We start from the raw sequence: 12,383 nt of genomic DNA, 5'->3' as shown, positions 1-12,383 counted from the left end.
TATGGATTTTTGCAAATGCTGCATCTCATATGCAGCATTCTATTTATTAGCCTGTGACTAATCCAGATATACAACAACTAACAGACCAGGAACTACTGCAACGGTTCAAAGCTGATAATAACAGTGATTGGATAGGTGTGCTGTTTGACCGCTATGCCCTGCTTTTGCTGGGTATGTGCATGAAATACCTGAAGAACGAAGAAGATGCACGCGATGCCGTGCAACAGATCTTTCTCAAGATGTTATCCGACATCAACAAACATGAGATCCAGTATTTCAGGGCCTGGATTTACCAGGTAACAAAAAATTATTGCCTGATGCAGCTCCGGCAAAAACATATGAAATACAAGGAAGAAATCTCCGACAAACATATGGGCGGCATGGCCGCTGATCAGGAAGATAAGCAGGTATACCAGGAAAAGGATATCTTGCTGGAAAATATGGGGCAGGCTATGAACCAGCTGAGCCCTGAACAGAAGATCTGTGTGGAACTGTTTTACCTGCAAAAGAAATCCTATCAGGAAATTGCCGATCAAACCGGGTATAGCCTCCTCCAGGTAAAAAGCTATATTCAGAATGGAAAAAGGAACCTGAAACTTTTATTGGAAAAACAACAACGCGCAAACAAAAGTTAATTTGCATCAATAGTGATATGAACGAGCATTTCAACGATATCTTTGTAACTACTGGCTGTCCTACGCAACAGCAGCTGCTGGACTATGTGCAGGGCAAGCTGTCTGCGGAAGAGCAACATGAAGTGGAAATGCACCTGTCTGATTGTGAGCTTTGCAGCGATGCATTGGAAGGGCTGGCTGCCATAAAAGATAAAGACAAAATTCCCGGGTGGATTATTGAAATGAAATGGAGCCTGCTGAAAAAATTACACAAACGCTACAGGACCAGGAGAAAGTCAGAAAATTATATATCCCTTGCCGTTATTATCGTCTGCATTCTCTTCTTACTGCTCGCATTGTTCTGGGCATACCATTTCTCTGTAAAACATTAGCGGAGGGGAATGCGTTCCCCTCCATAAACAACTAATACAACTTCTTATCCCCCTTTTCTTTCCATCTCCGGAAAACATTCAAAGCTTCAGGATCGGGTAATGCGATCAGCGGAATTTTTTTATCTGCATGATCTTTTTCTATCTCCCGGTAAATAAACGAATCATCAAAATCTATAGCGGCAGCATCTTCTTTTGTATTGGCATAGTATACGCGCTGCGGCCTGGCCCAGTAAATAGCACCCAGGCACATGGGGCAGGGCTCACAGGAAGTAAATATTTCACAATCATGTAACTGGAAAGTGCCCAGCTTTTTGCAGGCCTCCCGGATTGCCACTACTTCTGCGTGGGCAGTAGGGTCTGTATCTGTAAGCACCTGGTTCCATCCCTCTCCCACAATTTCATCTCCCCGTACCACCACCGCGCCAAAAGGACCACCATCGCCGTTATCCATTCCTTTACGCGATAAGGCAATAGCATGCTGCATAAATCTTCTTTCTCTTTCTCCCGGCATACTTAAGATTTTTGATCTGCTCAAATTTAACGAAAGCTGACCACACATAAAAAAGCCCCGCGAAGAATCGCGGGGCTTATCGTTAACTATGTATCGTCGTATTTAGAATTACTTGTTTCTGATTACTACTACGCCATCAAACACATCAATCAGCACCGGTTTGGATTTATCAATATCCCCTGCAAGTATCTTCTTACTTAACAGGTTAATGATTTCCTTTTGTATGAGGCGTTTCAGCGGTCTTGCACCAAACTGCGGATCGTAACCCTGTACAGAAAGATATTCAAGCGCATAGTCTGAAAATTCCAATATCATGCCATTCTTCGCTACCATATCCTTCAGTTGCTGCAACTGAATGTTAATTATTCCCTTAATTTCATTCCTCATTAAAGGCTGGAACATGATCACCTCATCTACCCTGTTCAGGAACTCGGGACGGATGGTTTGTTTCAGCAGGGCCATCACTTCATCTTTCGTTTTATCTACTATCTCTTCCCTGTTGGTATCGTCAATGCTTTCAAAATTTTCCTGGATAATATGGCTACCCATGTTACTGGTCATGATAATGATGGTGTTTTTGAAATTCACCACGCGGCCTTTGTTATCGGTTAACCGGCCGTCATCCAATACCTGCAACAAAATGTTAAACGTATCCGGATGGGCTTTTTCAATTTCATCAAGCAGCACTACAGAATATGGCTTACGGCGTACGGCTTCTGTAAGCTGGCCGCCTTCATCATATCCAACGTATCCCGGAGGGGCTCCTACCAGGCGGCTCACGGAGTGCTTTTCCTGGTATTCGCTCATGTCTATACGTGTCATCATGTTTTCATCGTCAAACAGGTATTCAGCAAGCGCTTTCGCCAGCTCGGTTTTACCAACACCTGTAGTTCCAAGGAAGATGAATGAACCGATGGGTCTGCGCGGATCCTGTAATCCTGCGCGGCTGCGGCGTATTGCATCGGATACTGCTATGATGGCCTCGTCCTGTCCTACTACGCGCTGATGCAGTTCTTCTTCGAGATGCAGCAATTTGTCTTTTTCACTCTGCATCATTTTGGATACCGGGATGCCTGTTGCTTTCGCTACATTTTCCGCAATGTCTTCCGCATCTACTTCTTCTTTAAGAAGACGTTTGTGATTCGCTGATATTGTATTCAGTTCTTCTGTCAGATCTGTTACCAGTTTTTCCTGTTCCTTTACTTTACCATAGCGTATTTCCGCTACCCGGCCAAAATCGCCGTTACGCTCTGCCTGTTCAGCTTCCAGCCGCAGGTTTTCAATAGCCGATTTTGCATTCTGGATCTGGTCCACCACTTCTTTCTCTGCCTGCCATTTTGCTTTGAATGTATTCCGTTCTTCTCCCAGTCTTGCTATTTCTTCTCCCAGCTCACGTAACTTATCTTCATCATTTTCCCGTTTGATCGCTTCCCTTTCAATTTCCAGCTGGCGTATCCTTCTTTCAAGTTCATCCAGTTCTTCCGGCATGGAATTCATTTCCAGCCTCAGTTTCGCTGCACTTTCATCAATCAGGTCAATTGCCTTGTCCGGTAAAAAACGGTCTGTTATATAACGATGCGATAATTCTACCGCAGCAATAATTGCTTCATCTTTGATGAGTACGTGATGATGGCTTTCATACTTCTCTTTCAGTCCACGTAAAATGGAAATCGCATCTTCTACGGAAGGCTCATCTACCAGTACTTTCTGGAAACGGCGCTCCAGGGCTTTATCTTTCTCAAAATATTTCTGGTATTCGTTGAGGGTAGTTGCACCAATAGCACGAAGCTCACCTCTTGCCAGGGCTGGTTTCAGGATGTTGGCAGCATCCATGGCGCCTTCCATAGCACCGGCGCCTATCAGCGTATGGATCTCATCAATAAAAAGTATGATCTCTCCATTGCTTTCCGCAACTTCCTTTACCACGCCTTTCAATCTCTCTTCAAACTCACCGCGGTATTTGGCGCCCGCCATTAAAGCACCCATATCAAGGGCGTATATGATCTTTGATTTCAGGTTCTCCGGTACATCGCCGTTGATGATCCTGTGGCCTAACCCTTCTACAATAGCCGTTTTACCCACACCTGGTTCACCCACCAGGATAGGATTGTTTTTAGACCTGCGGGAAAGGATATGCAGTGTTCTGCGGATCTCTTCATCGCGGCCTATCACCGGGTCGAGCTTTCCTTCCCGGGCCATTTCATTCAGGTTCTTGGCGTATTTCTGCAGCGTATTATACTGGGTACCACCGGTTTGGGAATTCACAGTTTCGCCCTTGCGCAGTTCCCTGATAGCGGTTTTCAGCCCTTTCTCCGTAAGACCTGCATCTTTAAGCAATTTGGCAGTATCGTCGTTACCGCCCAGGATGCCCAGGAGCAGGTGCTCCACGCTTACAAATTCATCTTTAAATTCTTTGATGGCCGCTCCGGCCCGGAGGATCACGTTGTTGGCATCACGGCTCAGCGTTTGACCGCCTTCCCCGCCTGCCATACGCGGGTATTTATTGATCTGCTCATTTAACTTGTTGTTTACAAATGAAGTATTTACATCATTCTTCTTCAACAGGTATTCAATCGGGCTGTCTTCATCTTTTAATAAAGCTTTGAGCAGGTGCCCTGTTTCAATAGACTGATTCTGATTATTAAAGGCCAGTTGCTGGGCCTGTTGCAGTATTTCCTGCGATTTTATAGTGAAATTATTCAAGTTCATATCTGCTTGTTTTTCTCCTTTTTGATGTTATCAAACGTCTTCTGGTAACAACAAAGCGTGATCCAATGTTGTATCTCCGGCAATTATGACATATAAGCGGAAGGATTACTGCATTTTTAGCAGAATACTAACCAGCTAACTGCAATTTTTTCATTAAAACGGCTGTTTTACTCCCCATTCTTTTACCAGCTGCTCATTTCCGCTGATCCATTCATTTATGGCTGCACTTCCTTATTATCAGCATCTGCCAGCGCTCCCATCAGGGAACCTAATTGCCCGCTGTTCAACCGGAATTTCCGGAAAAAGTTAACGGCTACGGTATCGGATACACTGAATTCATTATTGGCAATAGTTTGTACTTCTTCTGTTTCCCCGAAAACCTTTCCGGATCTTCCGGGAAACACAACTGATAGCGGGCAAACATCCAATGCGGCGCCCAGCCGGTGATCACAACCGGTTGCTTTGCATCGATGGTACGAAGTAATGACCGGGCGACCAGGGAAAAACAAATAAAATATTTACATCTTCTTTAAAATCAATATTTTATCAATACCTATTTATGTGTTTAAACTTACATCCCCTGTTTATTCTTACGGGAATCAAACAACCCGGCAGGCTCCGTTGTTATAAAAGTCCCTGAAGTACAAACTGTACATTTCCTGCTTACGGCCGGATGATTCAGCGTCAAAAACTGGTCACCAATTCTTCATCACTAAACCCTACAATTATGTCTTTCGATTTACTGGAAAGCGCTAAAAGTATCTTCAACAGCAATGTCGTTAGTCAGGCTTCCTCACAACTTGGAGAAAGTGAAGGCGGCATTCAGAAAGCTATCAGTGGTATCATACCGGTTGTATTAACCGGCCTTCTCAACAAGGCCGGGTCCTCGGGAAGCGCCGGCAGCCTGCTCGACCTTGTAAAAGGAGCAGCAGGCGACGCCAATCCATCCGCCGTTTCCGGTGCGCTGCAAGGCGGCGCGGGGGGATTGCTCAGTAAAGGCGCCGACCTGCTGCGCAGTTTGTTCGGCGACAAGGTGGGCGCTATTACCGGCATGTTATCTTCTTTCGCCGGCATCAAGGAATCATCCGCCAATACACTGCTGCAATCGGCCGCTCCGGCCACACTTGGTACAGTAGGACAATACGCAGCTCAAAACAACCTCTCACCAAATTCCTTCCTTTCCCTGCTTGATTCACAAAAAGATAAAATACTGGGCGCCATACCCGGCGGGTTAAATATTGCCGGCATACTGGGCCTGGCCAATATTGGCGATCTGGGAAAAAAATTAGGCAGCCTGCTTCATATGGACACGGCTACCACTACAGGCGGCGCTGTAAACATCCGGCCGGAGGCAAAATCCGGTGGCAGCAAATGGATATGGTCATTGCTGCTCATCCTGGTGGCTATCATCCTGCTATGGTACCTGATGCGCGGCTGTGGCGGTAATAAACGCGATAGCGTACCTGCTACCGACAGCGTTACTACCAGCCAGCTGGCAGATTCAGCTACTATGACCGTTACAGAAGGCGGTCCGGTAATAACACGTGAAAGCATCAAGGTAACGCTGCCCGACGGTGTTGTGCTGGACGCATACAAAGGTGGTATAGAAGACCAGCTGGTAGTATTCCTTAAAGACAACAGCCGCCCTGCAGGTAAAGATGTATGGTTTGATTTTGATAATCTCAACTTCAAAACCGGCAGCGCAGAGCTTACAGAGGAAAGTATGAAACAAGTGGGTAACATTGCGGCTATCATGAAAGCCTTCCCCAAAGCCAAAATAAAGATTGGAGGCTATACAGACCGCACCGGCGACAGCGCTGTTAATCTTCGTCTTTCCAAAGAACGCGCTGAGTCTGTAGTTACTGCATTGAAGAAGAGCAATACCAACGCCGCGCAGTTACTTGGCGCTGAAGGTTATGGCTCACAGTTTGCAAAGGCTGCTGCCGATGCGCCTGAAGAAGAAAAGAAAAAGGACCGGCATATTTCGGTAAGTGTACGCGAGAAATAACACCCGCAAAACATGGAGAGGCTGCCTCATTACTGAGCAGCCTCTCTTTATTTGTGTAATACCTGACGGAATTTATCGTTTCTCAATCTGGCTTTTTTACTCTTTCACCAACACCAGCCGGCTCCTGTCGGACTTCAGTATAGTAGCATAAAACTTTACCAGCTCGGGGTAATCTGCCGCCGGGAATGTTCCTGCTTTACGTTCTACTTTTCGTATATAGTTCAGCGTATTCCCCCTGATGCTCACCGCAGCGCTGTAGCTGCCAAATTTAGCGGTTAAGGCTACCGGCGCGGGCAGTGATTCCGGCTTATATCCCGCCGGTAATGTGATGGTTACGCTATCCACATCCCGGTAGGCAAAATCAAACTGAATATCCGACTTACGGCTGGCATCTGCTTCCAGTTTCACGCCGCCCCGTGTAAGTATATTGGGAACCAGGAACATTCGTTTACCCGTTACCGTTGCATAATTATTGCCTTTGATCCCCAGTTTTTCTTCAATGGAAGGTATTTGCGTTTCCAGTTCTGTACAGTTATAATTATTGATATCGTAACTGGAAAGATTTAATCCTTTACGCAGTTCCTGCAGCTGCTTTTCCCGGCTCAGTGAATGCAACATGTCATGCAAATCATCCTGCTGAAGCCCGCTGTAAATGGTGGTAGCTTTAATATCAATATTTCCGGCACTGTCAATCACAGCGTCTACATGGCGTAACTGTTCATTACTGTCCATTCCATACACCGGGGTATGGATTAATTTACTTTCCTGCGCATCCACCAGCAATACCGGCCGGTTGTCTGTAAAACTGCCCAGGTAACCCGTAGGCACTGTATTACTGGTACATTCCAGCCAGGTGGTGTCTTTTGCGTCCGGCACACAAAGAATAACGTGATTAAATTGTGCAGACGGAAAGTCTTCCGGCAAGGTATGCTCATGCCTTCCTGCTTTTACCAGCACGCAATTTGACCTGATCCCCGCCTCTTTCAGTAACGCCATCATGTAATTCGACAATGCCTTACAATCGCCATAGCCATTTGCAGCCACAGATGTTGCATCAAAGGTTTGCCATCCTCCTATTCCCAGCTGGATACTGATATAGCGGTTATTTTGCTGCAGGAATTTATACAGCACCCTGATCTTTTCACGACGGCTGCTGATCCCATCTGTCAGTTCATGTACTTTTGCTTTGATGTTATCAGGCAGTACATCCCGGCCTTCATTCAGCTGGTACACAAAGTTCCCAAAATCCTTCCAGGTGGTCATTTTGCCTTTATAATGCCCCATCTCAAAATCAGTTGGAGCCAGGAAAATGCTGGGGGTACGCTGGTATAGTTCCACCGCGTAATCTTCATGTTTGAGGGGCGCCAGCTGGTTAACCTCCCAGGTAATGGCTTTGCTGCCTTTTTCTGTGGCGATTACCGGTTTGCCTTCATAACAATAACTGCGGTAGCGCAATTCATAGTTCTCAGGGAAAATAATGGTAAGCCTGCTCTTTTCCACAGCTGTTGAAATATTATCCTGCGGCTGCCAGTCCGGTATCCAGTTCATTGTGCTGAAACGCATTTCTATTGAATACTCCACCGTATAGGGGTATACGTTATAATAGAAATTGTGCAGTTTTGCACGGGCATCAGACATCAGGCTGCCATCCCCCACGGCGCTCACATCGCGGATATCGCTTTGTTTCAAACGTTTCAGCAGCCTGCCCTCGGCGTCATACAATGCACCACTGATGGAACGGATCTCCCGCAGCTTATCGTAATAGGCCTCAAGGCTAATTTCTTCCGCACCCGATTCATCCAGCACGGTGACTACCGTATGCGATACCAGGCGGATATCCGTCAGATCGTTTACTTTCACCGTCTGCTCGTCGATCCTTTTTACCAGGTGCGCGTTTTTCTTCAACGAATCAGGAATGGCTACTGCGGGGTAGACCGGGTCGCCGGCCCATACTGATGATATTGCAACCAGGAACAACAGGGTACTAAATATTAACCGCTTGCGCATATCTTATTTTTTCTTTTTTAAGACAATCTGTTCTGCTTCCTTCTTTACCACCAGGTCATAAAAATCGCGCAGTGTGGCATATTCTTCCGGATCAAAATTGGCTTTATTCAATTTTACGCGACAACGCAGCTGTATATGGTTTTCCGTTTGCTGGATAAGGTACTGGAACTGTCCCTCATTTTCATTATAGTTCGCCATGGCAGATTTAGGTAATTCATCTACCACATATCCTTCCGGCACATCCAGGTTAAAGGAATATACTTCATCATATACGCTGTTCATCTCCACCGGGAACTTACGCTCCATTGCCTTGAAAGGATTGCTCTTGTATGCTTCAGACAGGAGTGGGTTGATGTATATCACATCTCCCTCGCCTACCGGCAGTTTGAAATCATACTTCACCATTATGGGCGATTCCAGTTCTTTCAGATCCTCTATCGATTTATTCTCCAGCTCTATATCCCCTGTATATGATTTTGTAACCTGCTTAAAAAACTCATCGGCGCTTTCTTCTTTTATTTTCGTTCTTATTTTATAGGAACCAAAGTAAGTAGGCCGCTGCATGAAAGTTCCGCTTATCATGCCATTTTCTATCTTCCCAAGCATAACACTGGTAAATTGCTGTTCTTTCAGGGAATCAGCTCCCAATATCACCGGCGATGCAAAATCGTCCATGGCCCTTGCCGCACCGTTATAGCATTCCGCAGGCAATTTTCCGAAGCCCATAAGAGGTCTTGACGCATCCAGCTTAATATATTCTTCCCCCAGGTTCACACCAGCAATCACATAGTTAAAGTGGGTATATAACGGGTAGAACTGGTATACATATCCATTGTTGCGGGTGCTCAGCAACAGCGGCGTGGCAAACAGGCCGGCTTTCTTCAGCATAGCCACCAGCAGCATGTTGATGTCGGACACGTTCCCGTTCTTTGAATTAAAAACGGTTTTGAGCGATTTGTCCATCCACAACGCGCTGTGATCTGTACAGGTATAGTTATCGCGTACCCATGTATATATCTTCTGTACTTTTTCCTTATCCGTTTTGGCATCTTTTACCAGTTCGGCCACCTGGTCGGAAAGAAAACCGTTGTTGGCGTTCAGTACGCCACCCAGATCTTCATCCTTCATCAGGTCTTTCATCAGCTCCTCCCAGGTGCTCTGTACCGGCTTACGGGGCTCTCCCGGCCAGTTGTAAGCGGATAACTGGAATTCCACCCGGTTAACATAGTTATCGATCGTAGTGATATAACTCTCTTCGTTAATCGGCGGTACATCTTTCAACGCCCATTTGTAGGTTGTTACAGAAGGCGTAACAGTTACCAGGTTGGAAGGGCCGGTGGATCCGCTCGATTCATTACGGAAGGTAAAGGTAGTACGGGAAAATGTTTTTGTTTTCACCACATATGGCTCATACCCCTGGGGGATGAGCATATAATCGAAATACTCAGGTATAGCAACACTGTACTCACTCCACAGGCGCGGATATTGCCCCTGGAAATCCCAGGCGCGCAGATGCCGGTAGTAAGGGGAGGAAATCGTGTAAATGTATTCAATGATGGTACCCTCCTTTACCGCAGGCAGGGTAAACTTTTTGACAAGCAGGTTTTTATCCTGCTTATCATTGAACACATTTTTGCTCTCCATCTTCGTTTCCACTACTTCCCCGTTTTCAAGGTTATAAGCAGCAGCTTTCAGGTTCAGCAGCTTTTCTTCCGAGGAACCGGATTTGTAAATGGGTACCAGTACGGTGGCTACATCGTAACCATTCTTGTCCATAATTTTAATACGGCGGTGTACCTTATACACCAGTCGAAGATCATTTCCATCCGACTCAAAAATGGAAGAACCGATCTCAGACAGGATGATAGCATGCGCGCCGGTATCCTTCTCCGATCTTTTTACAGCAAATTCTTCTTTGGAAACCTTTCCAAATTTCATTTTACTTCCATCCTGGGCAGTGGTGGAAAGGGCGAACAAACAGCTGGCAATGGGAGCCAGCAAAGAAAAGGTATAGCGCATACAGTTAACGGGCATATGGGATATATATGCCTGGCGAAGATATAAATAATATGCTAATTTTGCCCGGATGACCCATACATTATTCATAAAAGAGCTGGCCAAAGAATTAGGATTTGACCATTGCGGCATTGCGAAAGCGGAGCAGCTGGACGACGATGCACGGCGACTGGAAGCCTGGCTGAATAAGGGCATGCATGGCAACATGCAGTATATGGAAAATCATTTCGATAAAAGAATAGATCCGCGCAGGCTGGTAGATGGCGCCAGGTCGGTGATCACGCTGCTGTTTAACTACTTCCCTTCCGAACAGCAACGTGCAGATGCCCCCCGCATCTCCAAATATGCCTATGGCCAGGATTATCATGAGGTGATCAGGGCGCGACTGAAAACGATGCTGCTGCGGATGCAGGAACGCATCGGCCCCGTACAGGGCCGGGGCTTTGTGGACTCAGCCCCTGTACTGGAGCGTGCCTGGGCCAGCCGCAGCGGGTTAGGCTGGGTAGGTAAAAACGGGAACCTGATCCATAAACAGGCCGGCTCCTTTTTCTTCATTGCTACATTGATCACCGATATTGAACTGGAATATGATGGTCCCGTGGCCGATTACTGCGGCTCCTGTACCCGCTGCCTGGACGCATGCCCTACAGAGGCGCTGGTAGCCCCCGGCGTGGTGGATGGCAGCAAGTGTATATCTTATTTTACCATAGAACTGAAAGAGCAGCTGATCCCTGATAAAATGAAGGGACAATTTGATAACTGGATGTTTGGCTGTGATACCTGCCAGGACGTCTGCCCATGGAACCGGTTCTCCAAAGCCAACCGGGAGGCGGCATTTACGCCAGTGCCGGCCATTCTTAATTTTTCCACCCGCGACTGGGAAGAGCTGACGGAAGAAGCCTTTAAAAACATCTTCCGCCATTCCCCGCTTAAGCGCAGTAAGTTTGAAGGTATCCGGAGAAACATCAATTTCCTGAACAGTTAGCGGTTGGCCGCCTTAACCAGCCATTGGGCCAGGTCTGTTGCGGCTTCATAGTTCTGGAAAGATGCCGGTAGCTTCTTTCCATCCACATATTCATTATAAAACCAGGGGTCGCCAACAGCAAATACCTTTCCTTTTCCTACTTCCGCCACCGCCATAATCACATGGTCGCCGTCTTTATAAACCGCCCGTGCGGGCGCTTTCAGTGTTAAAGTAGATAGTTCCTTGATATACACCTGCCGCCCCGCTGAAAAGATTTCATGCCCGGCAGGAATATGGAAAGTGCCCTGTTCAAAGTTCCTGCCCTGCACCCGGTTGCGGCTGTCGCCGTTAAAATGGATACCAAATTTCCCGCTCAGCCGGTTAAAGTGCGCAAACTCGGCATTGGCAGAGTCGTTTTCCAGCAATACCAGCACCCCGCCTGCCTTTACCCATTCGTAAATGGTGCGGGCATCCTTCTCATTCATATAATTAGGCCGGGGCGATTCCTTTTCTGTATCAGGGTCGATGATGATATAGATACCTGTATTTTTCAGGTTGGCAGCCGTGGGCGCCGTTAACAGGCTATCCCTTTTTACTCCCAGGGAGTCGAAAATATGTCCCCAGAGCGACACGCCCCCGTTATCCGTTTCCCCCCAGATGTAATGCCATCTTTCCGGGTTACCGGCTTTATCCTTTCTGAACTCGTTGTTGTAATAATAATCGAGCGTAACAGTGCCCCCCTTTGCAGGCGGTTGCTGCGCAAAGGCGGCCAATCCCGCTCCTGCTAACAGCATCATACATAAAGTAATACGTTTCATGATTTTCAGATTGGCAAAAAAGTACTCAATAATCTTTAAAGATTATAACCCATTATCCTGAAATTATCCAGCCGCAGAAAAAAATAAGGCTCCGGGGTGATTTTAATCTTTTTTTAAATATTGTTTGCTAATTTCTTGACAATCGTTTTACCTTCACCTACTTTTGTATAGCAAGAAGCTGGCTATCCCCATAAAACCGCAAATATCATTTATCATATACCGGCTTGCCGGATTTTTAGCTGATTAACTTTTTATGGACCTGAGTGCCATAACGTGGAATTTTAGCAATAAAGGTCGAATTCTTTCGACCTTTCTTTTTTTATTTCCGTTTTATGGTATATTGT

10 protein-coding genes and 1 pseudogene are annotated in these 12,383 nt (G+C 46.4%); 4 read left to right on the top strand and 7 right to left on the bottom strand.

Going from position 1 to position 12,383, the window contains the following annotated elements; translation table 11 throughout:
- Positions 1–53: 53 nt before the first annotated feature.
- Together ABIE50_RS14155 and ABIE50_RS14150 are read left to right on the top strand one after the other, a co-directional pair.
- On the top strand, positions 54–635 hold the full coding sequence (locus ABIE50_RS14155) for an RNA polymerase sigma factor (protein ID WP_209860469.1): 582 nt from the start codon (positions 54–56) through the stop codon (positions 633–635).
- A 17-nt stretch (positions 636–652) separates the two neighbouring features.
- Positions 653–1,006, top strand: a complete 354-nt coding sequence (locus ABIE50_RS14150) for an anti-sigma factor family protein (RefSeq protein ID WP_209860471.1) — start codon at positions 653–655, stop codon at positions 1,004–1,006.
- A 31-nt stretch (positions 1,007–1,037) separates the two neighbouring features.
- Here ABIE50_RS14150 and ABIE50_RS14145 read toward each other — a convergent pair whose 3' ends face one another.
- The 3 genes from ABIE50_RS14145 to ABIE50_RS14135 all read right to left on the bottom strand — a co-directional run bounded on the left by ABIE50_RS14145 (position 1,038) and on the right by ABIE50_RS14135 (position 4,677).
- Positions 1,038–1,517, bottom strand: a complete 480-nt coding sequence (locus ABIE50_RS14145; protein WP_142685057.1) for a nucleoside deaminase — start codon at positions 1,515–1,517, stop codon at positions 1,038–1,040.
- A gap of 108 nt (positions 1,518–1,625) precedes the next feature.
- Entirely contained in the window at positions 1,626–4,226 is a 2,601-nt protein-coding gene (gene clpB / locus ABIE50_RS14140; protein WP_209860473.1) for an ATP-dependent chaperone ClpB, read from the bottom strand.
- A gap of 313 nt (positions 4,227–4,539) precedes the next feature.
- Complete coding sequence (locus tag ABIE50_RS14135) at positions 4,540–4,677, bottom strand: glycine betaine ABC transporter substrate-binding protein (protein ID WP_209860475.1); 138 nt, start codon at positions 4,675–4,677, stop codon at positions 4,540–4,542.
- A 276-nt stretch (positions 4,678–4,953) separates the two neighbouring features.
- Here ABIE50_RS14135 and ABIE50_RS14130 point away from each other — a divergent pair, with 276 nt between their 5' ends.
- Entirely contained in the window at positions 4,954–6,234 is a 1,281-nt protein-coding gene (locus ABIE50_RS14130; RefSeq protein ID WP_209860476.1) for a DUF937 domain-containing protein, read from the top strand.
- 96 nt (positions 6,235–6,330) lie between these two features.
- Here ABIE50_RS14130 and ABIE50_RS32235 read toward each other — a convergent pair whose 3' ends face one another.
- The 3 genes and pseudogenes from ABIE50_RS32235 to ABIE50_RS14120 form a co-directional block, all read right to left on the bottom strand.
- Positions 6,331–6,678 (bottom strand): DUF3858 domain-containing protein, encoded by a 348-nt coding sequence (locus ABIE50_RS32235; RefSeq protein ID WP_502913960.1) that lies wholly within the window; start codon positions 6,676–6,678, stop codon positions 6,331–6,333.
- Between the two features lie 924 nt (positions 6,679–7,602).
- Positions 7,603–8,241: pseudogene (locus ABIE50_RS32230) on the bottom strand (DUF3857 domain-containing protein); the annotation flags it as partial.
- Positions 8,242–8,244: 3 nt separating this feature from the next.
- A complete protein-coding gene (locus ABIE50_RS14120) occupies positions 8,245–10,275 on the bottom strand; it encodes a transglutaminase family protein (protein ID WP_209860480.1) in 2,031 nt (676 codons plus the stop codon).
- Positions 10,276–10,327: 52 nt separating this feature from the next.
- On the opposite strand from ABIE50_RS14120, the gene queG reads away from it, so the two are divergent.
- Positions 10,328–11,242 carry a tRNA epoxyqueuosine(34) reductase QueG gene (queG, locus tag ABIE50_RS14115; protein WP_209860482.1) on the top strand — a complete coding sequence of 305 codons (915 nt, stop codon included), beginning with the start codon at positions 10,328–10,330 and terminating at the stop codon, positions 11,240–11,242.
- Here the strand turns inward: queG and ABIE50_RS14110 are convergent.
- Positions 11,239–12,039: a DUF4350 domain-containing protein gene (locus ABIE50_RS14110; RefSeq protein ID WP_209860485.1), complete on the bottom strand. Its 801-nt coding sequence runs from the start codon at positions 12,037–12,039 to the stop codon at positions 11,239–11,241. The genes queG and ABIE50_RS14110 overlap by 4 nt on opposite strands.
- Between the last annotated feature and the right edge of the window lie 344 nt (positions 12,040–12,383).

The sequence above is a fragment of the Chitinophaga sp. OAE865 genome (assembly GCF_040546735.1).
Lineage (GTDB): Bacteria > Bacteroidota > Bacteroidia > Chitinophagales > Chitinophagaceae > Chitinophaga > Chitinophaga polysaccharea_A.
This window is presented reverse-complemented; position numbering and strand designations above follow the sequence as displayed.